This window comes from Delftia sp. (assembly GCF_059499305.1).
In genome coordinates this window covers 199423-219896 of record NZ_JCABYI010000030.1, presented here as the reverse complement: position 1 = coordinate 219896, position 20474 = coordinate 199423, and the positions used below count along the sequence as shown (strand labels likewise).

Here is a 20474-nt window from a genome sequence, read left to right as displayed (position 1 = left end):
GCTTGCTGGGAGATGGAATCGATGGCCGGATGTGCACACCGTTTTCACAGGGTGTGCACAGCTTGTGAACACTAGATATGGTGTCCGGCGTGCTCTCAGGCACTACCTGTAGTGTATCGCCGTCTCATGTACACGGGGTACTCACGGCCGGAAAACCGCTGTTTGCGCTGCGCCAAAACAGTGCCCAGCATGCAAGCCCATAGCAGCAGATCACCGCTGCGCGGTGGCTGGCGGGCGATGGCCTGTCGCAAGCCGCTACAGCCTTGCCGCTGCGCCGGTCGGACCGCCGAAAGCCCCATGAACAGTGGGGCTGCGACACATGCGTGAATTTGTAAAAAAAGATCAGGCCGGCCCGGCGTGCGCCTGCGCGCCACATGGGTTGCTTTCTGGATTGACAGCGCACTTTTCCTGGGCCTGTGGACAAGCCGGCCTGCGTGCAAGGCCTGGCGCAGTCCGGTAGGAGGGTGTGTGCTTACGTGGAGGGCTGGCCGGCGCGGGGCGGCAGCTGCCAGTTCGCCGTGGCCTGGTGACGGGACAGCAGCCCGCGCAGCCGGGGCCAGTCGAAGCCGGGGCCGGGATCGCGTTTGCGGCCGGGCGCAATGTGCTCATGGCCTGCGAGATGGGCGACGGGGTAGCGTGCGGCGATGGCTTCGCACAGGTTCTCCAGGGCCGCATATTGCGCCGACTCGAACGGCAGTCCCTCCAGGCCCTCCAGCTCTATGCCGATGGAGTCGTCGTTGCAGCGATCCTTGCCGCGCCAGCTGGAGGCGCCCGCATGCCAGGCGCGCGCGTCACAGTCCACAAATTGCCAGACCTCGCCCAGGCGCGTGACGAAGAAATGGGCCGACACCTCCAGGCCGCGTATGCCCTGGTAGTAAGGATGGGCGTCCCAGTCGAGCTGGTTGGTGAACAGTTGCTGGACCGCCCCCGTGCCGTACTCGCCGGGGGGCAGGCTGATGGAGTGCACGACGACCAGATCGACCAGGGCCTGGGCCGGGCGCTCGCCGAAGTTGGGCGAGGGCAGGTGGCGTGCCTGTTGCAGCCAGCCGCCTTGCCAGGTCCAGGCCGGGCCCATGGTCGTGGTGGCTGGTGCCTGCGGATCAGGCTTCGCCATGGCCGCCTCCGTCCGCCTCGGCGCTGGCGTCGCCGGGCAGGGCGATGTTCAGCCGGTCGATGCGGTAGCGGATCTGGCGCAGGCTCAGCCCCAGGCGTGCGGCCGTGGCCGTGCGGTTGAAGCCGTTTTCCTGCAGCGCCTGCACCAGGATGCCGCGCTCGCGCTCGTCCAGCCAGGCCTGCAGGTCGCGGGGCAGCTCCATGTCGGCAGGCTCCGGCGGCGGTGCGGCGCCGTCGTGCGCCTGGGTCTGCGCCGATGCGGGTGGAGCCGGCGGAGTGCCGCAGGGCAGCTGCATCTCGGGGTCTATGCGCAGCGGCCCTTCCTCGCCCAGCGTGATGGCGCGGTGCAGCAGGTTCTCCAGTTCACGCACATTGCCGGGCAGGGGCAGGCGGGCGATCTGCTCCAGGGAACGCTCGTCGATCTCGGGCATGGGCAGGCCCGACTCCTGCGACAGCCGTGCCAGCAATGCACGGCACAGCGCGGGCAGGTCCTCGCGGCGCTCGCGCAGCGGCGGAAGAAGGACTTCGATGACGTTGAGGCGGTAGTACAGGTCCTGGCGAAAACGTCCTGCCTGCACGTCGGCGGCCAGGTCGCGGTGGGTGGCGCTGACGATGCGCACGTCGGCCGCTTCCTCCTGCGCCGAGCCCAGGGGGCGCACGCGGCGTTCCTGGATGGCGCGCAGCAGCTTGGCCTGCATGGGCAGCGGCAGGTCGCCGATTTCGTCGAGGAACAGGGTGCCGCCGCGTGCCGCCTGGAAATAGCCGTCGCGGTCCTGGGTGGCTCCGGTATAGGAGCCCTTGCGGGCGCCGAAGAACTCGGCCTCCAGCAGGTTTTCGGGGATGGCGCCGCAGTTCACGGCCACCATGGGGCCGTGGGCGCGCTGGCTGCAGGCGTGCAGGGCGCGCGCCACCAGCTCCTTGCCCGTGCCCGACTCGCCGTGCACCAGCACCGGCGCCATGCCGCGCGCCACCTTGGCAATGCGCTGCTTGACGGCCTGCATGGCGGGCGACTCCCCAACCATGGCGTCGAGCGCCCCGCCGCCGCTGAGCACGGGGCTTGCGGCCGACGCCGCCGAGGGGCTGCGCGCCGGCATCACGCCGGGGGGCGGCACGCCGCCCACGCCCTGGGCGGCCGAGGCCACGACCAGGCGGAACTGCTTGAGGTCCACGGGCTTGGTCAGATAGTCGAAGGCGCCCGAGCGCAGGGCTTCGACGGCATTTTCGGCCGAGCCGTAGGCGGTCATGACCACGCAGCGTTCTCGCCGCTGCTGGTTGCGCAGGTCCTGCAGCAGCTCCATTCCCATGCCGTCGGGCAGGCGCATGTCGGTGATGACCACGTCGAAGCGCTGGGTCTGCAGCTGTTCGCGCGCCTCGCCCACGCTGGCGGCGGTTTCCACGCGGTAGCCTTCGCGCAGCAGGGTCAGTTCATAGAGGGTGCGCAGATCCGGCTCGTCGTCCACGACAAGAATCGATGCGGCAGCGGGCAGGGAGTTCAAGGGCATCACACCACAATCTGGTCAAACAGGGAGGCCGGCAGAGCCGATGCGGCGCCGGCGCGGAACACGATGCTGAAGGCATTGCCCTCGACAGGGCCGTGCGGCGCGGGCCGCGACAGCCGCTGGTAGCTGATGCCTGCATCGTAGCGCTGGCACAGCTCGCGGCAGATGTACAGGCCCAGGCCGCTGGAGCGGCTTTCCGACGAGAAGAAGGGCTCGAACAGATGGCGCTGCACCGTGGGCTCCAGTGCGGCGCCGTCGCTCCAGACCTGCAGCCAGATCTGGCCTGCGGCCGGCGCGCCGGTCAGCACCTGCAGCGTATGCGGCTGCTGGGCGTTGCTGCGGTAGCGCTGGGCGTTGTCCAGCAGGTTCACCAGGATGCGGCGCAGGTGCTCGCCGTCGAACACCACGGTCCTTGCGCGCGCGTCCAGCAGCAGCTGGATGCTGCGCGCAGGCTGGCCCTGGGCCTGCCACTCCTGGCAGGCCTGGGCCACATGCTGGTCCAGGTCCAGCAGGCCGGCGTGGGCCTCGCCAATGTGCTGCTGGGCCCGCGCGATGTTGAGCACGTCCTCGACGGTGCGCGCCAGCCGCTCGGCGTTCTGGCCCACGATGCGGCACAGCTGCTGCTGGGCCGGGTTCTGCGCCAGATCTTCTGCCAGCAGGGCGTTGGCCTGGGTGATGGCAGCCAGCGGATTGCGGATCTCATGGGCCACGGCGGCGGACATGCGGCCCATGGAGGCCAGCTTTTCCGTGCGCAGCCGCGCCTCCAATTCGCGCAGGTCGTGCAGAAAGACCACGCACAGCTGCTGCAGCAGCGCGGGCTCGGCGGCATCGGTGGCGTCGGACGGGGTGGCGACCTCGGTCAGCCAGGTGCGCAGATGCAGTCCCGTCATGCCTTCCTGGCCGATGGACTGCAGATGGATGGCGGCCGATATCGGCAGGTTCTGGGCAAAGCTCTGGGCCACGGCATCCTGCAGCCGCTGCCAGCCGGCGTGCTCCTTGAGGGCGAAGGGCAGGGCATGCGCGTCGGCCAGTCCCAGCAGGTGCAGCGCGGCCGGGTTGGCCTGCTGCACGCGGAATTGGGGATCAACCACCAGCACGCCTTCGCCCAGGTGGCGGATCACCAGGGCATTGACCTGCTCCTGGGCCTGGGCCTTGCGGCTGCTGTGCTGTGCCAGGTGCCGCTCGCGCCGCACGCGGCGCGCCAGCTCGTGCGTCAGATAGGCCACGGCGAAATAGCCTGCGCAGGCAAAGCTGGCCTGGTAGTAGGCCTGGGTACTTTCTATGCGGCCCGCCAGGTCCTGCCATGCGACCCAGCCCAGGGTCAGCAGCGTGACGCTGGCCGTGGTGGCCAGCGCCAGCGTCAGATTGCCCAGCACGGCCGAAATCAGGATGGGGATGGCCAGCAGGGCCGAGTAGTTGAGCGGGCCTGTCTGCAACACCTGCAGCAGGCAGATGGCCGCGATGTCCACGCCGATCACGGGCAGCCAGTGCACGCCGGCGCGGGCAGAGGGCGGCTGCTCGCGTGCGGTCAGCCGCACCAGCAGCGTCAGCCCCAGGTAGCCCAGGCAGACCAGCCAGACCAGGGGATTGCCGCCGGGCTGCACGCTGAGCAGCGCCAGCTGCAGCAGCAGCAGCGCAGTGGCGATGAGAACGCGGCCCGTCAGAAATCCCTGCCACAGCCGGACGAAGGGGGCGTTGGCGTCGTGCGGCGACTGCGCCGTGGCCTCGTCGATGGTGGGCGGCGGGGAGCGGGCGGCGTCCTGCATGCTCAGCGCCGTTGCGCCAGGGCCCGGTGCTCGGCGCTGCAATAGCTGCGGCCTGCGGCCTCGATGGCTTCGCTGCGCGGCAGGTGCAGGCCGCAGTGCGCGCATTCGACCATGTCCTGTGGAGCCGCCAGCGGCGCGTTGGCCGGGTTGGCCGGGTTGCGCGGCGCAGCCGCCTGGCGCCGCTCACGGGCCTCGGTGCGGCGCTGGCTGCGCCAGACGCCGACGGCAATGACGATGACGATCAGGACCAGCAGGTACTTCATGCGGCGCGCTCCAGCAGCACTTCCATCACGAAGCGTGATCCCGCATAGGCCAGCAGCAGCAGCGCGGCGCCTGCGTAGAGCACGCGCACGGCGCTGCGGCCACGCCAGCCAAAGCGCGCACGGCCGATCAGCAGCACGGCAAAGGTCAGCCACGACAGCAGCGAGAACACCGACTTGTGGTTCCAGACCCAGGCCTTGCCGTAGAGCTGTTCGCCGAACAGCCAGCCTGCGGCCAGCGTGGCCGTGAGCAGCACAAAGCCTGCGGACACGAAGCGGAAGGTCAGGCGCTCCAGCGTGAGAAGGGGCAGGCCGCTGTCATGCCCGCCGCCGCCCAGCCGCATGTGCTGCTCGGCGCGTGTCATCAGCGAGGCATGGACCACGGCGGCGGCGAACAGTCCGTAGGAGGCAATGCCCAGCGCCAGGTGCAGCGGCAGCCAGGGCGAGGCGTTGACATGCAGGGGCGTTCCCGGAAACAGCGCGGCCAGGAGCACGGCGGCCGTGCCCAGCGCTGACAGCGCCAATTGCGCGCGCATCTTGGGGAACAACTGCTGTTCGACCCCATAGACGGTGAGCACCAGCCAGGCCGTCATGGACAGTGCTGGCGCGAACCCGAAGTGCGGCTGTTCCCCGAGCAGGCCCCAGGCCAGGGCCAGGGCGTGGAGCACCCAGGCCAGGCGCAATGCGGCGCGGGCGCCAGCATGGCTGATGCGTCGGGCACCGGCGGCCGGCACGGCATAGGCCACGGCTGCGGCAAGCGCCAGCATCCAGCCCAGGGGCGATGCGTTGGCGGAAATCAGGGGGACGGAGAGCATCTTTCTATGATAGCTGTGGCTTTCCTGCCGCCGGTTGTGCAGGCTCAGAATCCGGGCGCCGTGCCGTGGTTCGGAGCGCATTTTCTTCAGGGCTCGATGGCTGCCTCGATGCGATTGCGCCCCAGGGCCTTGGCCTGGTAGAGCAGGCCGTCCACCTTCTGCAGCCAGGTTTCCAAAGGCGCGGCAGACGGCTGCCGCACGGTGAGTACGCCGCAACTGACGGTGAGCAGCGGCGCCGTGGGAGAGGCGGCGTGGGCGATGGACAGGCGCAGCACTTCCTGGCGGAAATTCTCGGCCATGACCTGGGCGTCGCTTTCGCCGGGGAGGATGAGCGCGAATTCCTCGCCGCCAAAGCGCGCTGCCAGGTCGTAGGGCCGGCGCGCATGGCGCTGCAGCGTGGCGGCCACTGCCTTGAGCGCCTCGTCCCCCTGCACATGGCCATAGCAGTCGTTGTATTGCTTGAAGTGGTCTATATCAATGAGAGCCAGGCCCACGGACTCGCCCGTGCGCAGGCTGCGGCGGTGGGAGCGCTCCAGCATGTCGTCGAAGTGGCGGCGGTTGGCCAGCCCTGTCAGTCCGTCCACCATGGCCAGGCGCTCCAGGGCCTGGCGCTGCAGGGCCAGGCGTATCTGGTTGCGCACGCGCACCTCGACCACGGCGGGACGTATGGGCTTGGAGACATAGTCGGCCGCGCCCAGGCGCAGGCCGTATTCCTCGGCCTGGGCATTGCTCTGGCCGGTGATGAAGATGACGGCGATATGGGCGGTGCGCTCCTGGGCGCGCAACGCACCCAGCACCTCGTAGCCGTTCATGCCGGGCATGGCCAGGTCCAGCAGGATCAGCTGCAGCCGGTGGGCTTCGCGCTGGGCGATCACCAGCGCACCCGGGCCGTCCTTGGCCAGCAGCACACGGTAGTGGGGGCTCAGCAGCTCGGCCAGCATGCTGCGGTTCAGCCGTTCGTCGTCAACGATGAGGACCGTGGGCAGTTCCGGCCCGGTCAAGGCTTCAAACATCTGCAGCTCCCTGTAGAACCGTCCGGTTCACGGCCATGCTCCGCGCCAGCTGTTCGAGCGCCTGCAGCGCCGCCTCGGTTTCCAGGGACTCGGTGCAGCGCTGGATGCGCTGCAGCACGGACGCATGGCGCCCGTCGACCAGGGGCCGCAGCCGATCCAGTTCGGCCATGGCGGCATAGTCGCTGTCGGCAATCTGCAGCCGCAGCCGAGCCAGGGTGGACGAGACTTCTTCCGCGGTCATCGGCTGCCGCTGCGGGGGGGGCGCGGCAGTGGTCACGGCGGCCGCGGACGCCACGGCCACTACGGCCGTCTGCCCGGACCGCCGGGCGATTTCCGCCAGCAGGCCCTGCAGTCCATCGGCCAGCGCCTGGACCAGGGATTGCAGATCGCCGCCGGGCCGGGCGTTGCCGCCATTGCCGTCGCCTGACAGGCAGGCTTGCGCACCGGTCTCGGCCATGGCCGACCATTGCTCCAGCAGGTCCGCGCCCAGGTAGCCCAGACTGCCCTTGAAGGTGTGCACCAGCGTTGCCACGGTGTCCCAATGGCCGCTGCGCACGGCATCGCGCAGCCGTTGCGGCGCATCGGCAAAGTCCTGGGCAAAGCCTTCGATGGCGTGGAGCATGCGCGGCGATTGGCCGGCAAGGCGTTGCCGCAGCCGTGCCGGATCCCAGGCCTGGGCAGGGCTTGACGGCGTCGGCTGCAAGGGCGCGGCCGGCGCAAGCGCTGCCGTTGGAGGAGGGCCCGCGCGCAGGCAGCGCTGCAGTGTCTCGTACAGCAGCACATCGTCAACGGGTTTGGTCAGATGGGCATTCATGCCTGCGGCCTCGATCCGGGCGCGCTCCTCGACATAGGCCTGCGCAGTCAGCGCGATCACCGGAAGATGCCGCAGCGCGCTGCGCGTGCGGATGGTGCGCGTGACACTGAGGCCGTCCATGCCGGGCATGTGCACGTCCATGAGCACGGCATCGAAAGGCTGGGTGTCCAGCAGCTGCAGCGCCTGCAGACCGTCCTGCGCAGTCTGTACCGATATGCCGGCCTGCTCCAGCAGCTCGGTGGCCACCTCGCGGTTGAGTACGTTGTCATCCACCACCAGCACCCTGCGCCCAGGCAGGCCCGGGTAGCGCTGCTGTGGCGAGGGGCCGGCCGCCGGGCTTTCCGGCGGGGGCGATTCGGGGTCCCGCAGTGCCTCCCGGATGCATGAGCGCAGTGCCGATGCGGTCAAGGGCTTGATCAGCAGGCCCCGCGGGCCCAACTGCGCGGCCTGCAGCTGCACTTCGTCGCGCCCGAAGGCCGTGACCATGAGCGCAGCCGGGGTCTTGGCCAGGTCCTGCTGCTCGCGCATGCGGCGTGCCAGGTCCAGCCCGTCCATGCCGGGCATGCGCCAGTCCAGCAGGGCCAGGCCGTAGGGGGATTCCTGGCGTGCGGCCTCTTGCAGCATGTGCAGCGCCTGCATGCCGTCCGCCGCCGTATCGCAGCGCATGCCCAGTTTGCGCACCATGGCGGCCAGGGCCTCGCGCGCGCTGGCGTTGTCATCGACGATGAGAACGCCGGTGCTGCCCAGGTTGTCGTGGCCGTCCAGCGGCGCATCCGTGGCAGGCCGGACCTTGGCCGTGAAGCGGAAGTTGCTGCCCTGGCCGGGCTGGCTGCAGACGCTGATCTCGCCGCCCATGAGCTGCACCAGCCTGTGGCAGATGGCCAGGCCCAGGCCGGTGCCGCCGTGGCGGCGCGTGGTCTGGATGTCGGCCTGGGTGAAAGGCTGGAACAGCCGTTCGGCCCGCGATGCATCCAGGCCTATGCCGGTGTCGCGCACGTTCACGCACAGGTGGTGCAGGGGCGCTGCCGTGGCGTGCGCGCCGGCCTCCACCGGCGCGCACGCCAGCGGCGGCTCCAGATGCAGGGAGATCACTACCTCGCCATGCTCGGTGAACTTGATGGCATTGCCGACCAGGTTGGTCAGCACCTGGCCCAGGCGCAGCGGGTCGCCGCGCAACCGGGGCGGCAGGTGCGGGTCCAGCGCATAGACCACTTCCAGCCCCTTTTCCTCTGCGCGCAGCGCCGTGGAGGCCGAGACGGTCTCCAGCACATCGTCAAGGGCGAAATCCACTTCCTCCAGCGCCAGCATGCCCGCCTCTATCTTGGAAAAGTCGAGGACGTCGTTGATCACGGCCAGCAGGGCGCTGGCCGAGCGCTCCACCTTCTCCAGGTAGCCGCGCTGGCGTGATGTCAGCGCGGTCTGCTGAACCAGGCGCGTCATGCCGATGACGGTGTTCATGGGGGTGCGGATTTCGTGGCTCATGATGGCCAGGAAATCCGACTTGGCCCGTTCGGCCGCTTCTGCGGCCTCCTTGGCCTGCTGCAGCGCCTGCTCGGCCTCGCGCTCGCGGGTGATGTCCAGCATGATGCCGTCCCAGACCATGCCCTCGTGGCTGCTCCGGGGGGCCGATCGGCAGCGCAGCCAGCGGATCTCTCCATCGGGCCTGATCACGCGAAAGCGGCAGTCGAAGACCCGCAGCGTATCGACCGAGCACTGCAGCATCTGCTGGTAGTGCGGCAGGTCCTCGGGATGGATGGCATTCAGGTAGGCCTGACGGTCGGCCATGATGGCGTGGGCCGGCACGCCGATCAGGTTCTCTATGCCGGCACTGATGTAGCTGAGCCGCAGTTGCGCCAGGCCGCCTTCCAGACGGTAGATGGCGCCGCTGGGCAGGTTGTCGGCCAGGGCTTCGAGGCGCATGCGTGCGTCCTCGCGTTCGGACAGGTCCTGCAGCGTGCCGCTGAGCGCGACGATGCGGCCTTGCTCGTCGCGCAGGGCGCGGCCCATGAGGCGGGCCGCGAACCTCCGTCCGTCCGGGCAGTGGTGCACGACATCGAGGCTGTAGGACTGGCCGGTGCCGATGCACAGCTGCACGGCAGCGGTGAGCCGGGCAAGATCCTGCGGTCCGAGCATGGCGCGCAGGGCATGGCGCGTCAGCGGCGGACCCTGGGGGTCCAGGCCGTTCATCACATACATCATCTCCGAGGCCTGGAAGTGCTCGGTGTCCAGCTCCCATGTCCAGCTGCCCAGGCGCGCCAGCTGTTCGGCCTGGCGCAGCACGTCGTAGCTTTTTTGCAGCTGGGACTCGGTCTGGCGCATGAGGGTGATGTCGCGCGCAATGCCCAGCACGCCCACGGTCCGGCCCTCGTCATTGCGGTAAGGAATTTTGGTGGACTGGAAGAGGCGGCGCTGCCCGTTGACCAGCAAATGATCCTCCGACACCACGGGGGCGTCGCTGTCCAGCACCCGGCGGTCGCTGTGGGTGAAGCTGCTGTCGGGGAACAGTTCCTGGTCGGTCTTGCCCACGATGTCTTCGGGCGTGCGCCCGGAAAAGCGCGCGGCGGCGGGGTTGACGAAGGTGTAGCGGCCCTGCCGGTCCTTGGCGAAGACCAGGTCGGGCGTTTCGTGCATCACGGCTTCCAGCAGGCGCGTCGAATCCTGCCACGGCCCGGTGCTTTTTCGCAGGAGCGGCTGCAGCTGCGCATCGGGCTGGCCGATCGGCTCGTCCTGGCCGGTGCGCTCGCTGAGCTCGTGCCAGGTGGTGAAGAAAAGCCGCCTGCCCGACAGCGACTGGCAATAGATATGGAGCTCGGCGGGGAAGCTGGCGCCGTCGCGGCGGATCAGTCGGCCGCAGAGATGGGCCTGGCTGTCCACGGCCATGTCCTGCCAGGGACCGCGCCGCAGTCCGTCCGCGTCGGGCCACACGTCCATGATGCCCAGCCCCAGCATGGCGGCCTTGTGATGGCCCAGGCTGGCGCAGGCATGGGCATTGGCATCGAGCAGGCAGCCCTGCTCGTCAAACAGAAGAAAACCGTCGGGCACACGGTCCAGGAACTGGCCATACGGCGTATCGGGCATGAAGACTCCTAGGCGGTAGCAAGCCGGCACTGCACAGGGCGATAGCCATAATCTATGGAAACAGTGTGGATGTTACTGCCGGCCGGTGCCCGCTGCGCGGCAGGGAAGGCCGGTACTTACCCCTGCAGGGGCAGCGGGTAGAATCGTCGGGATCTGCAGGGTCCGTGCCGCGACCCGGCCCCGCCTGGCCCCATTCGGCAACCTGGCCCCGGCTGGCTCGCTGCAGCACACCTTTTCCTTTCCGACGACTCCAGTTCCTCCCCGCTTATGGCCTCCGCTCTGACCGACAAACTTTCGCGACTCGTCAAGGAGATGCGCGGCCAGGCCCGCATCACCGAATCCAACGTACAGGACATGCTGCGCGAAGTGCGCATGGCCCTGCTCGAGGCCGACGTGGCCCTGCCCGTGGTGCGCGACTTCGTTGCGCGCGTCAAGGAAAAGGCGCTGGGCCAGGAGGTGCTGGGCTCCCTGCAGCCCGGCCAGCTGCTGGTGTCCATCGTCAACAAGGAACTGGCCGCCACCATGGGCGAGGGCGTGGCCGACATCAATCTCAACGCCCAGCCGCCTGCCGTCATCCTCATGGCCGGCCTGCAGGGCGCCGGCAAGACCACGACCACGGCCAAGCTGGCCAAGCACTTGATTGAAAAGCGCAAGAAAAAGGTGCTGACCGTGTCGGGCGACGTGTACCGCCCGGCCGCCATCGAGCAGCTCAAGACCGTGACCGGCCAGGCTGGCGCCGAGTGGTTCCCCTCCACGCCAGACCAGAAGCCCCACGACATTGCCGTGGCCGCGCTGGACTACGCCAAGCGCCACTTCTTTGACGTGCTGCTGGTCGATACGGCCGGCCGCCTGGCCATCGACGAGCTGCTGATGGCTGAGATCAAGGATCTGCACGCCACGCTCAAGCCGGTCGAGACCCTGTTCGTCGTCGATGCCATGCAGGGCCAGGATGCGATCAACACGGCCAAGGCCTTCAAGGAGGCCCTGCCCCTGACCGGCATCGTGCTCACCAAGCTCGATGGTGACTCGCGCGGCGGCGCGGCGCTGTCGGTGCGCCAGATCACGGGCGCGCCCATCAAGTTCGCCGGCGTGTCCGAGAAGATCGACGGCCTGGAAGTCTTCGACGCCGACCGCCACGCGCAGCGCGTGCTGGGCATGGGCGACATCGTGGCCCTGGTCGAGCAGGTCACCAAGGGCGTGGACATGGAGGCAGCCCAGAAGCTGGCCGAGAAGGTCAAGAGCGGTGACGGCTTCGACCTCAACGACTTCCTGGCCCAGATCCAGCAGATGAAGCAGATGGGCGGCCTGTCCAACCTCATGGACAAGCTGCCGGCACAGCTCACCGCCAAGGCCGGCCAGGTGGACATGGACAAGGCCGAGCGCGAGATCCGCCGCAAGGAAGGCATCATCTGTTCGATGACCGCCAAGGAGCGCAAGAAGCCCGAGATCATCAAGGCCACGCGCAAGAAGCGCATTGCCGACGGCGCGGGCGTGCAGGTCCAGGAAGTCAACCGCCTGCTCAAGGAGTTCGAGCAGATGCAGGAGATGATGAAGAAGATGAAGGGCGGCGGCCTCATGAAGATGATGAAGCGCATGGGCGGCATGAAGGCCATGAAGGGAATGATGGGCGGTGGCGGCGGCATGCCCAAGCTGCCGTTCTGAGCGGGCCGGGCCCCGCCGATGGACAGTCAAGCCGCAGCACAGCCTGCGGCTTTTCTTTGGCCGCTGCGGGGCTTTGTGAGAACATGCGGCGCCATGAAGGCTGGCGTTTCGACTTCCCTTGCGGCTTCCCGCGTGACTGCATCGCGGCTGTCTCGCCGTGACTGGGGCCTGCTGGCGGCGGCTGCGCTGCTGGCCGGCTGCTCGTCTGCTCCCCGCAAGGGCGCGGGTCCCGGGCCTGCTCCTTCGCCGCAGGCCCTGAACCTGGATGGCGAGTTGCGCGAGGCCCTGCTGGCGCGCACCATGCTCGTGGTCAACACGCCGTATACCTACGGCGGCAATTCGCCCGACGGCGGTTTCGACTGCAGCGGCCTGATCCAGTGGGCCGTGGGCGGCATTACCGAAAGCCGCCTGCCGCGCACCACGGCCCAGTGGGCGCAGTTCAGCAATCCCGTGGGCAGCCGCAGCCTGCAGCGCGGCGACTTCGTGTTCTTCAACACCCTGGGCTCGCGCTATTCGCACATGGGCATCTTTGTGGGCAACGGCCAGTTCGTGCATGCGCCGTCCAGCGGCGGCACGGTGCAGCGCGTGCGCATGGACAATCCCTATTTCGCCAGGCGCTTCACCGAAGCGCGCAGCATCTTCGCCTGAGCGCCTGCCAGGCAAGGCGCCGGGCTTGGCGCCGGCTCTTGAATCGATGGTCCAATGAGAGCTCCATAGAAATCCAGGGTTTCGGAATGGATAACAAGCTCGAATTCGCACAGCGCCTGCGCCAGGCCATCGAGGCTGCGGGTCTGGAGCCGCGGCCCAGCGTGCTGCTGAATCTGTTCAATTCCAGTTACTGGGGTCGGCCGATTTCGTTCCAGGCGGTTGCGCGCTGGCTCAACGGCGAGGCCGTGCCCGAGCAGGACAAGCTGGTGCTGCTGGCGGAGCTGCTCAGGATCGAGCCCGAAGTGCTGCGCTTTGGCGACCCTGCCCAGCGGTCACTGCCGCCTCAGCACGAATGCCAGGAACCGGGCGTGGGCTATCTTGAACGCGAAACCTTCGACGCCTTTCTGAGGCTGCCCGCGCCGCAACGCCAGGTGGTGCGGGAGGTGATCCTGACCTTCGCCAAGGTGCACGGCGAAGGCTGAGGGCCGGGCTACCGGGCAGCCGTCACCGCACCGCCTGCGGCTGCCAGGGCATGGCATGCCAGGGATGGCGCGGATCGGCCACCCATTGCTGCACCTCCTCGGGCGTCACGCTGCGGCCCAGCACGTCGGCCCGGCCACGGGCCAGCCATTGGCTGCGGCCCCGCGCATAGGCCTGGCCGAAGGCCTGCCAGCTGTCAAAGCAATCCCGCGCGCGGCATGCGTTCAGGTGAAGGATCTGCTGGTGCAGGGCCTCGTCCAGCCAGCCCAGCAGCCAGGCACATCGCACGTGGAAGGCCACGCGCGCGCAGGCAAAGGCCATGGCGGCATGGGGATCGTCACCGGCCTGCAGGCGCTGCAGGTCCAGCGTGAACCAGCGCTGGCGCAGGCCGTCGGGCAACTGGCGTGCGATCTGGGCATCGTCCAGGTCGGTGCGCAGGCCCAGGTGGTGCAGCACCATGGGGCGCAGCTGGGTGGTCAGGGCGTCGTCGGCACCATGGAGCTGCCGGTCTGCAAAGCCGCCCTGGATGGCGTGAAAGGCCATGGGATGGGCCAGGGCCAGGGCCCAGTCCAGCGCCGCATCGCCGCTGCGGTAGCTGCTGAAGTCGCCGCGCTGGCGCGCCGCACGCCTGCGGCGCAGGCCGGCGCGCACTGCCCACCAGACCAATGCAGACAGCACAACAAGAGTGAAGGCGTTCATCGCGGATTTCCTGTCCTGCCCGGCGATCCTGCCCGGCGCCGCGCCAGCTCCAGCGACTGCTGCAGGGCCGCGCTGCGCGGCATGCGCTCGAAGGCGGGCACGGGCACGGTGTCGCGGCGTGCCGCGACCAGCCATTGCATCAGGGGCGACCGGATATCCAGCTGCTCCAGCAGCGCCGGGTGGGCCTGGAGCAGCCACAATTGCTCGGCTTCGGTGTGCAGCTCGCTGGCCGCGCACCAGGCGCCGGTGTGGCCCGAGGCCAGCAGATGCGCCGGACGGCGCACGATGCCCATGGCAAGGGCATCCGCTGGCGCCTCGCCATCGGCATCGAGGTGGTTGAGCAGGGCCAGCACGTCGGCCAGGTAGCGCGCAATCGGCGGGCGGTTCTGCTTGCCCTTGATCTGGTCGATGCACAGCCGCCCGCCGTCAAGCACCTGGGCGCTGACGGTGATGCGCGGCTGGGCCGTGCCCGTGCGGTAGCTGAACAGGCGCAGCCGGCCCTGCTCGCAGGCTTCGGCGTAGTGCTCGCCGTAGCCGCCGCGCAGCGCGCCGCGCGCGCTGAACTGGCCCAGGCAGTGCCGCATCATCTGGCTTTCATAGGCCATTTCGGCGCGCAGGTCCGGGCTTTGGGCATCGAATTCGACGAAGACACCCAGCTGGCCCCGCAGCAGCGGACGCACGGCGCCGGGCCGGTGCTCGGCCCAGCCGCTTTCGCTTTTTCTGGCGAAGGCCAGGTGCTCCAGCGTCCAGCGCGCCAGGGCCTGCGGGCAGTTGATGCGCTGCAGCTTGCCCTCAAGCGCCGTGCCGCGCCGGGTGGACAGGAACTCCAGCAGCCGGCTTTCCAGCGCCAGCAGCGGGGCGCTGTCAGGCTCCACCCACCACAGCGGTGCGCTGGCGCCGGCCGCAGGGCTTTCATGTGGCGGTGGCTGGCGGGCCGCATGCGCGCGCAGGCGCTCCAGCGCCCAGGCGGCAGGCTCGGTGCGCCGGTGCAGGCGCAGCAGTTCGGCCTGCGTGGAGATGGGCTGAACGGCCGGCGGATCGGCGTCGAGGTTGCCGATCACGTGGCGGTAGAAGTGGTTGGCCAGCCAGGCCGCGATCTCCTGACTGTCGCCGCGCGCCGCGCTGCGCTCGCGGATGCGCTGCTTGATGTCCGGCGCATTGACCACGTCGCGCGGGCGGTAGGCGCTGGCTGCCGTGGCGGCTCCCGGGTTCACCACAGCTTCCACCAGGGCTTGCTGTCCGAGTGCAGCTTGAGGCAGCGCTGGAGGCCGTCCCTGGCCATCTTGTGCTCGGCCTCGCTGTCATCGGGGGTGAGCTTGGCGATGGCCTCGCGGTGCAGGGCCACGGCCTGATCGATGGGGCCGCAGCTTTCCATGGCGCAGGCCAGGCGGCGCAGCGTGTAGCACTCGCCCAGGGCGCGCACTTCGGGCAGCAGGGCCTCCAGGCGGGGGCGCACCACGTCGCCATGGCTTTCGGAGAAGAAGTCGAGCAGGGACATCAGGGCCGCCAGGTAGTCGCGCCGCTGTTCGCGCTGCTCGTCTGCGTCCAGTTCCTCGAACCACTGGTCCAGGCGTTCCAGCCAGATGCCGATCTCGCCCGCGCGGCCGAGCTGGTAGAGCGCCAGCGCCACGCTGGGGAAGTAGTCGGTGGGGCAGTGGCGGCTGTAGCCGTAGTCCTGGGTGAAGTGCCACAGCTGCTCGGCCGCCGTGACGATGCCGGGTCGGTCGTCACGGCGGATGGCACACCACAGCAGGCCGTCATGGTGCTCGGCGAAGGGGCTGCTGGACAGTCCCTTGTGGTGCAGGGCTGCAGCCTCTTCATAGCGCTGCTGCGAGCGGTACTTGATGGCAAGGTTGTTGCAGAGCATGGAGTAGACGTGCAGGTGCGCGTCCTTGTACCTGCCCTGGCCGCTGGCCCAGAAGGCTTCGAAGCGGGCCAGGCCCTCTTCGTAGTAGCGCTGCACCAGCGGCTCGCGCACCTCGTCGTCCGGCACCTGACGGCCTTCGCCCATGAGGGCGGCCAGGTCGTCCTCGTCGTCCAGGGTCACGCCCGCTGCATAGCACCAGTGGGCGCCATGGCCCTGCGCAAAGGGGCGCTGCAGCGCCTGCGCGGCGGGCAGCACGGCGAAGCGCGCGGCCCAGAGCATGGGCAGCAGCTCGGAGTTGGCGTGCCGGGGCTGCTCGCCCACGCCGCGCTCGAGCAGCGGCAGGGCCTGTTCCCATTGGTGGTTCCTGGCCAGGCGCCAGCCGTCGATCATGTCCAGCAGCGGATGGCCGGGCGCCTGGGCACGCGCCAGGGCCAGGTAGTCGTCGGCGCTGCGCGCAGCAGCCGGGCTGTCTTCCAGGATCTCCTGCATGTCGGAGTCCAGGCCGGCCCAGGCCAGGATCAGCGCCCAGGCGGGGGCGTGGGCGGTGTCGCTGTCCACCATGCGCAGTGCCAGCTCATAGCCCTGGCGGGCCGATCCGGGGCGGCTGTGCAGCACGCTCTCCAGCGCCAAGTCCGCCGCATCGGCCAGGCGGCCCGCCTCTTGCAGCCATTGCAGCACCAGGCCGCTGAAGGCGTCGTCGGAGTCGTCCACCAGGCCGAAGCGGCCCAGCTCGGCCAGCTGCAGCGCGGCCTCTGGCTGGCCCATGGCATGGCAGGCCATGGCCTGCAGCCGTGCCTCATGGACCTTGCGGTGCGCGCGCACCGCCTGCGATGCGGCGGGGCTTTCCGTGCGGGCCAGGTGCTGCTGCGCCGCCATCAGCACGGCCGGAACGCTTTGCGGGGCCAGCGGCAGCACTTCGCGCGCAAGGTGCAGCCAGTCGTCGAAGTCCACGTTCTGGTCGGCGTCTGCCAGGGCCAACTGCGCCGTGGCGGCCTGCACATGGCGCACGGTGGCCGGCACGTCGCCGCGCAGGCGGGCCAGCTCGGCCTTGCGCAGGCTGGCACGCGCGTCGCGGCGCGCGGGGGATGCCTCGCCGTCGGGGTCGCTGCGCTCGTGGTTGCGCTGCAGGTCCACGCCTTGCTCGGCCAGTTCCCAGGCCTGGGCCTCGCGGGCCAGGTAGTGCCAGCCATTCCAGTAGCGATAGGGCTCGCCGGTGTGCGGCAGCCGGCCCATGAGATCGGCGGCATGCGCGAGCAGGGCCACGCCGCCTTCGCGGTCAAAGCGCAGCCGGCTCTGGATGTCGCTGAGCGCCAGGCTGGCCGTGGCCAGCAGGTGGTTGTCACCCTGCAGGTGCTGCAGCGTGGCATCGCGGTGCTCGCGCAGCAGGGCGTTGGCGGTCTCGGGCCGTTCCAGGTCGAGCCAGAGATCGTGCAGACGCTCCAGCTCGCTCACCGTGGCCGGCGCGAAGCGCTGCTGCGAGAGCAGCTCCATGACGGCCGCCTGGCGTTCGGCCGGGGCGATGGGGCTGGTTTCATCTTCCTGTTGCAGCAGGTCGTGCGCCTGGTCCATGAAGGCATGCAGGGCTTCGCCCTCAAGGATGGCCTGGGCGTTGGCGGGCTGGGAGGTGTTCATGGAATCGATAGCAAGCAAGCGAAGCTGGAAAAGCCATGCAGGCCGACAGACCTCAAGGCGGCAACCCGCGATGCTAGCGGGCCGGCCCGCGCCAGGCCAGTGTGGCCGGGCTGTTTTCACGTCCTGTTACATGCAAAAAGCCCGGCATTGCCGGGCTTTCGTTACGCAAGAGGTCGCTGGGCCACCGGGGCCGCAGGGATCGGGTTGGGATCAGTGGCGCACCACGACCTCGCCGCGCAGCGTGAAGGTGCGTGCCTCGGTGATCTTCACATCGATCATCTGGCCGATCAGGCGTTCGTTGCCCGGGAAGTTGACCACGCGGTTGCACTCGGTGCGGCCCATGAGTTCGCTGCCATCGCGCTTGGACAGTCCTTCCACCAGCAGGCGCTGCACCGTGCCCACGCGCTCGTCGCTGATGTCCTTGATGTTGTTGTTGATCACGGCCTGCAGCTCCTGCAGGCGGCGCAGCTTGACCTCGTGGGGCGTGTCGTCGTGCAGGTTGGCGGCCGGCGTGCCGGGGCGGGGGCTGAAGATGAAGCTGAAGCTGTTGTCGAAGCGCACGTCGTGGATGAGCTTCATCATCTTCTGGAAGTCTTCCTCGGTCTCGCCGGGGAAGCCCACGATGAAGTCGCTGCTCATGGCCATCTCGGGCCGGATGGCACGCAGCTTGCGGATGGTGCTCTTGTATTCCATGGCCGTGTAGCCGCGCTTCATGGCCATGAGTATCTTGTCGCTGCCGTGCTGCACGGGCAGGTGCAGGTGGCTGACCAGCTTGGGCAGCCGAGCGTAGGCCTCGATCAGGCGCGGCGTGAATTCGTTGGGATGGCTGGTGGTGTAGCGGATGCGCTCGATGCCGGGGATCTCGGACACGTATTCCAGCAGCAGGGCAAAGTCGGCGATCTCGGCCGTGTCACCCATCTTGCCCAGGTAGGCGTTGACGTTCTGGCCCAGCAGCGTGACCTCCTTCACGCCCTGGTCGGCCAGGCCCGCGACCTCGACCAGCACGTCCTCGAACGGGCGGCTGACTTCCTCGCCGCGCGTATAGGGCACGACGCAGTAGCTGCAGTACTTGGAGCAGCCTTCCATGATGGAGACAAAGGCCGAGGAGCCTTCCACGCGCGCCGGTGGCAGGTGGTCGAATTTCTCGATCTCGGGAAAGCTGATATCGACCTGGGGCTTGTGCCTGGCGGCGCGTGCATTGAGCAGCTCGGGCAGGCGGTGCAGGGTCTGCGGGCCGAAGACCACGTCCACATAGGGCGCGCGCTTGATGATTTCCTCGCCCTCCTGGCTGGCCACGCAGCCGCCCACGCCGATGAGCACGCCGCGTTCCTTCAGGTGCTTGTAGCGGCCCAGGTCGCTGAACACCTTCTCCTGTGCCTTCTCGCGCACCGAGCAGGTGTTGAACAGGATCAGGTCGGCCTGCTCCGGGTCGTCGGTGGACTCGTAGCCCTGGGCTGCGCCCAGCACATCGGCCATCTTGTCCGAGTCGTACTCGTTCATCTGGCAGCCGAAGGTTTTGATAAAGACTTTCTTGGACATGGTGGGGTTCCGTCAGGCAGCCGCCGCACTGCAAGCGGCGGTCCGCAAAAAAAGAAGATGGCCGGGCCAGGGCGGGCGCTGTGCTCCCTGGCCCGAGCCGCTGCGCCCCGCAAGCTGCGGGCCGCATCCATCGTGCGCGTGCGGTGTGCGCCGGCCTCAGTTGAAGAAGCGGTGCAGCATCGACTTGGGCTTGTAGTGCTTGTCGGCCTCGGCCTTGGTCAGGATCCAGGCCTGGTGCAGCCACTGCGTCTGCGGCTCGATCACATAGCCCACCACGAGCTTGCTGCCCTGGTAGTTGATGGCCTGCACCAGCGTGCGCTCGGGGCTGAACAGGCGAAAGCCCGGGCTGGTGCGAATGGTCTTGCCGTCGATTTCGACCACGGGAAACTGCGCGGTCACGACCAGCTCGCCGAACTGGGCCTGCGGCGGGAAATTGCGTGTCTCGTTGGAGGGCAGGCCCTGCGCGGCCGCGCCCAGGCTGGCGCAGGCCAGGCCGGCGAGCAGGGCGCCGGCGCACAGGCGGCGGACGGCGGAGAAATGGGGCTTGCAGCGGTTCATGGTGTACATCCAGGGGCTGAACTCGCGATTCTACGAACTTGCCGCTGCGCGGGCGCGGCACTCGGGCATTGGGTCAGGCGCGGCCCGGCGCATACAGCACGGCCTTGGGCGGCCGGCACAGGCCCCAGAAGCGCAGGCCGGTCAGCTCGGCCATCTGCACGCCCATGGCCGTGGGGGCGGAGATGGTGGCCAGGGCGGCGATGCCGACCTTGGCGCATTTGCGCACCAGCTCATGGCTGCCCCGGCTGGAGAGCACGACAAAACCGGCCTCGCCCAGGCGGCCGGTGCGCGAGAGGCGGCCGACCAGCTTGTCCAGCGCGTTGTGGCGGCCCACGTCCTCGAGCACATCCGTCAGTTGCCCGTCCAGCCCTGCCCAGCCTGCGGCATGCACGGCGCCGGCTTCGGCGTTGAGCCGCTGCAGCGGCGGCAGGGCATCGATGGCAGCGCACACCGTGGTGGCATCGACACGGGCGATCCAGTCGTGCGCGGGCAGCGGGTCGAAGGACAGGTCCAGCGCCGCGAAGCTGTCCACGCCGCAGACACCGCAGCCCGTGCGCCCGCTCATGCTGCGGCGCCGGTCCTTGAGGCGGGCGAAGCAGCGCGAAGCCACGTCCAGCTGCACCTCGATGCCGTCCATGCCGGCCGGCAGGCCTGCGGCCTGTGCAGCCACGGTGCGCACCTCGATGCCGTAGCAGTCGGCAGCGTTGTCCAGAATGCCTTCGGTAAGCGCAAAGCCCAGCGCAAAGTCTTCCAGGTCCGAGGGCGTGCCCATCATCACGGCGTGAGAGATGCCATTGAACACCAGGGCGATGGGGACTTCGCTGGCCAGCACCTGCGGCTCGGCCTGGATGCTGACGGCGCCGCCATCGGCGATCCGGTGGCGCACCACCGCATGCGTGCGCAGTGCGGCAATGGCGGGCGCGGTGGCGCAGGCAGCATCTGCCGGGCCCGAGTCCGGGGCGGGTGCGGGAGCGTGTTCGGTGGTGGCGTTCATGGCGTGGGCCGCGCAGGCGGCCTGCGCATGATATCGG

Annotated in this window: 16 protein-coding genes; 3 read left to right on the top strand and 13 right to left on the bottom strand. The window is 68.9% G+C overall.

The annotated features are described in order from the left end of the window. Positions 1–472: 472 nt before the first annotated feature. From ampD to AC5I49_RS17610, 7 genes are all read right to left on the bottom strand, one after another. Entirely contained in the window at positions 473–1114 is a 642-nt protein-coding gene (gene ampD / locus AC5I49_RS17640) for an N-acetylmuramoyl-L-alanine amidase (protein ID WP_495789670.1), read from the bottom strand. After that, the gene (locus AC5I49_RS17635; RefSeq protein ID WP_016447999.1) at positions 1101–2615 is read right to left on the bottom strand and encodes a sigma-54-dependent transcriptional regulator; all 1515 of its coding nucleotides are present in this window, start codon (positions 2613–2615) and stop codon (positions 1101–1103) included. The genes ampD and AC5I49_RS17635 overlap by 14 nt, the downstream gene beginning before the upstream one ends. Then, positions 2615–4378 (bottom strand): sensor histidine kinase, encoded by a 1764-nt coding sequence (locus AC5I49_RS17630; RefSeq protein ID WP_016447998.1) that lies wholly within the window; start codon positions 4376–4378, stop codon positions 2615–2617. Before AC5I49_RS17630 ends, AC5I49_RS17635 begins: the two co-directional genes overlap by 1 nt. Before the next feature lie 2 nt (positions 4379–4380). Then, positions 4381–4641, bottom strand: coding sequence for a PP0621 family protein (locus AC5I49_RS17625; protein WP_017407445.1), 261 nt, complete (start codon positions 4639–4641; stop codon positions 4381–4383). Further along, on the bottom strand, positions 4638–5453 hold the full coding sequence (locus tag AC5I49_RS17620; protein ID WP_017407444.1) for a cytochrome C assembly family protein: 816 nt from the start codon (positions 5451–5453) through the stop codon (positions 4638–4640). The genes AC5I49_RS17625 and AC5I49_RS17620 overlap by 4 nt, the downstream gene beginning before the upstream one ends. Positions 5454–5539: 86 nt before the next feature. After that, positions 5540–6466, bottom strand: a complete 927-nt coding sequence (locus AC5I49_RS17615) for a GGDEF domain-containing response regulator (protein WP_016447995.1) — start codon at positions 6464–6466, stop codon at positions 5540–5542. Beyond that, the gene (locus tag AC5I49_RS17610) at positions 6459–10358 is read right to left on the bottom strand and encodes a response regulator (RefSeq protein ID WP_495789669.1); all 3900 of its coding nucleotides are present in this window, start codon (positions 10356–10358) and stop codon (positions 6459–6461) included. Before AC5I49_RS17610 ends, AC5I49_RS17615 begins: the two co-directional genes overlap by 8 nt. Before the next feature lie 267 nt (positions 10359–10625). On the opposite strand from AC5I49_RS17610, the gene ffh reads away from it, so the two are divergent. From ffh to AC5I49_RS17595, 3 genes are all read left to right on the top strand, one after another. Beyond that, a complete protein-coding gene (gene ffh, locus AC5I49_RS17605; protein ID WP_016447993.1) occupies positions 10626–12020 on the top strand; it encodes a signal recognition particle protein in 1395 nt (464 codons plus the stop codon). Between the two features lie 93 nt (positions 12021–12113). Beyond that, complete coding sequence (locus tag AC5I49_RS17600) at positions 12114–12668, top strand: C40 family peptidase (RefSeq protein ID WP_016447992.1); 555 nt, start codon at positions 12114–12116, stop codon at positions 12666–12668. Positions 12669–12754: 86 nt separating this feature from the next. Continuing rightward, entirely contained in the window at positions 12755–13150 is a 396-nt protein-coding gene (locus tag AC5I49_RS17595; RefSeq protein ID WP_016447991.1) for a helix-turn-helix domain-containing protein, read from the top strand. A 22-nt stretch (positions 13151–13172) separates the two neighbouring features. Here AC5I49_RS17595 and AC5I49_RS17590 read toward each other — a convergent pair whose 3' ends face one another. The 6 genes from AC5I49_RS17590 to fdhD all read right to left on the bottom strand — a co-directional run bounded on the left by AC5I49_RS17590 (position 13173) and on the right by fdhD (position 20437). Continuing rightward, positions 13173–13847, bottom strand: a complete 675-nt coding sequence (locus tag AC5I49_RS17590; protein WP_016453151.1) for a DUF1266 domain-containing protein — start codon at positions 13845–13847, stop codon at positions 13173–13175. Further along, positions 13844–15061, bottom strand: a complete 1218-nt coding sequence (locus AC5I49_RS17585) for a hypothetical protein (RefSeq protein ID WP_495789668.1) — start codon at positions 15059–15061, stop codon at positions 13844–13846. The genes AC5I49_RS17590 and AC5I49_RS17585 overlap by 4 nt, the downstream gene beginning before the upstream one ends. Then, positions 15058–17346, bottom strand: coding sequence for a hypothetical protein (locus AC5I49_RS17580; RefSeq protein WP_495789667.1), 2289 nt, complete (start codon positions 17344–17346; stop codon positions 15058–15060). The genes AC5I49_RS17585 and AC5I49_RS17580 overlap by 4 nt, the downstream gene beginning before the upstream one ends. Before the next feature lie 210 nt (positions 17347–17556). After that, entirely contained in the window at positions 17557–18885 is a 1329-nt protein-coding gene (gene miaB / locus AC5I49_RS17575) for a tRNA (N6-isopentenyl adenosine(37)-C2)-methylthiotransferase MiaB (protein ID WP_016447987.1), read from the bottom strand. A gap of 156 nt (positions 18886–19041) precedes the next feature. After that, the gene (locus AC5I49_RS17570) at positions 19042–19443 is read right to left on the bottom strand and encodes a hypothetical protein (RefSeq protein WP_016447986.1); all 402 of its coding nucleotides are present in this window, start codon (positions 19441–19443) and stop codon (positions 19042–19044) included. A gap of 73 nt (positions 19444–19516) precedes the next feature. Next, the gene (fdhD, locus tag AC5I49_RS17565) at positions 19517–20437 is read right to left on the bottom strand and encodes a formate dehydrogenase accessory sulfurtransferase FdhD (protein WP_133072299.1); all 921 of its coding nucleotides are present in this window, start codon (positions 20435–20437) and stop codon (positions 19517–19519) included. Positions 20438–20474: the final 37 nt, after the last annotated feature.

Bases quoted from the DNA above. Each gene is read 5' to 3' on its own strand.
- AC5I49_RS17610 (WP_495789669.1), bottom strand. From the start codon at position 10,358: ATGCCCGATACGCCGTATGGCCAGTTCCTGGACCGTGTGCCCGACGGT.
- AC5I49_RS17620 (WP_017407444.1), bottom strand. From the start codon at position 5,453: ATGCTCTCCGTCCCCCTGATTTCCGCCAACGCATCGCCCCTGGGCTGG.
- AC5I49_RS17580 (WP_495789667.1), bottom strand. From the start codon at position 17,346: ATGAACACCTCCCAGCCCGCCAACGCCCAGGCCATCCTTGAGGGCGAA.
- ampD (WP_495789670.1), bottom strand. From the start codon at position 1,114: ATGGCGAAGCCTGATCCGCAGGCACCAGCCACCACGACCATGGGCCCG.
- ffh (WP_016447993.1), top strand. From the start codon at position 10,626: ATGGCCTCCGCTCTGACCGACAAACTTTCGCGACTCGTCAAGGAGATG.
- AC5I49_RS17570 (WP_016447986.1), bottom strand. From the start codon at position 19,443: ATGAACCGCTGCAAGCCCCATTTCTCCGCCGTCCGCCGCCTGTGCGCC.
- AC5I49_RS17635 (WP_016447999.1), bottom strand. From the start codon at position 2,615: ATGCCCTTGAACTCCCTGCCCGCTGCCGCATCGATTCTTGTCGTGGAC.
- AC5I49_RS17590 (WP_016453151.1), bottom strand. From the start codon at position 13,847: ATGAACGCCTTCACTCTTGTTGTGCTGTCTGCATTGGTCTGGTGGGCA.
- AC5I49_RS17630 (WP_016447998.1), bottom strand. From the start codon at position 4,378: ATGCAGGACGCCGCCCGCTCCCCGCCGCCCACCATCGACGAGGCCACG.
- fdhD (WP_133072299.1), bottom strand. From the start codon at position 20,437: ATGAACGCCACCACCGAACACGCTCCCGCACCCGCCCCGGACTCGGGC.
- AC5I49_RS17600 (WP_016447992.1), top strand. From the start codon at position 12,114: ATGAAGGCTGGCGTTTCGACTTCCCTTGCGGCTTCCCGCGTGACTGCA.
- AC5I49_RS17615 (WP_016447995.1), bottom strand. From the start codon at position 6,466: ATGTTTGAAGCCTTGACCGGGCCGGAACTGCCCACGGTCCTCATCGTT.
- miaB (WP_016447987.1), bottom strand. From the start codon at position 18,885: ATGTCCAAGAAAGTCTTTATCAAAACCTTCGGCTGCCAGATGAACGAG.
- AC5I49_RS17625 (WP_017407445.1), bottom strand. From the start codon at position 4,641: ATGAAGTACCTGCTGGTCCTGATCGTCATCGTCATTGCCGTCGGCGTC.
- AC5I49_RS17595 (WP_016447991.1), top strand. From the start codon at position 12,755: ATGGATAACAAGCTCGAATTCGCACAGCGCCTGCGCCAGGCCATCGAG.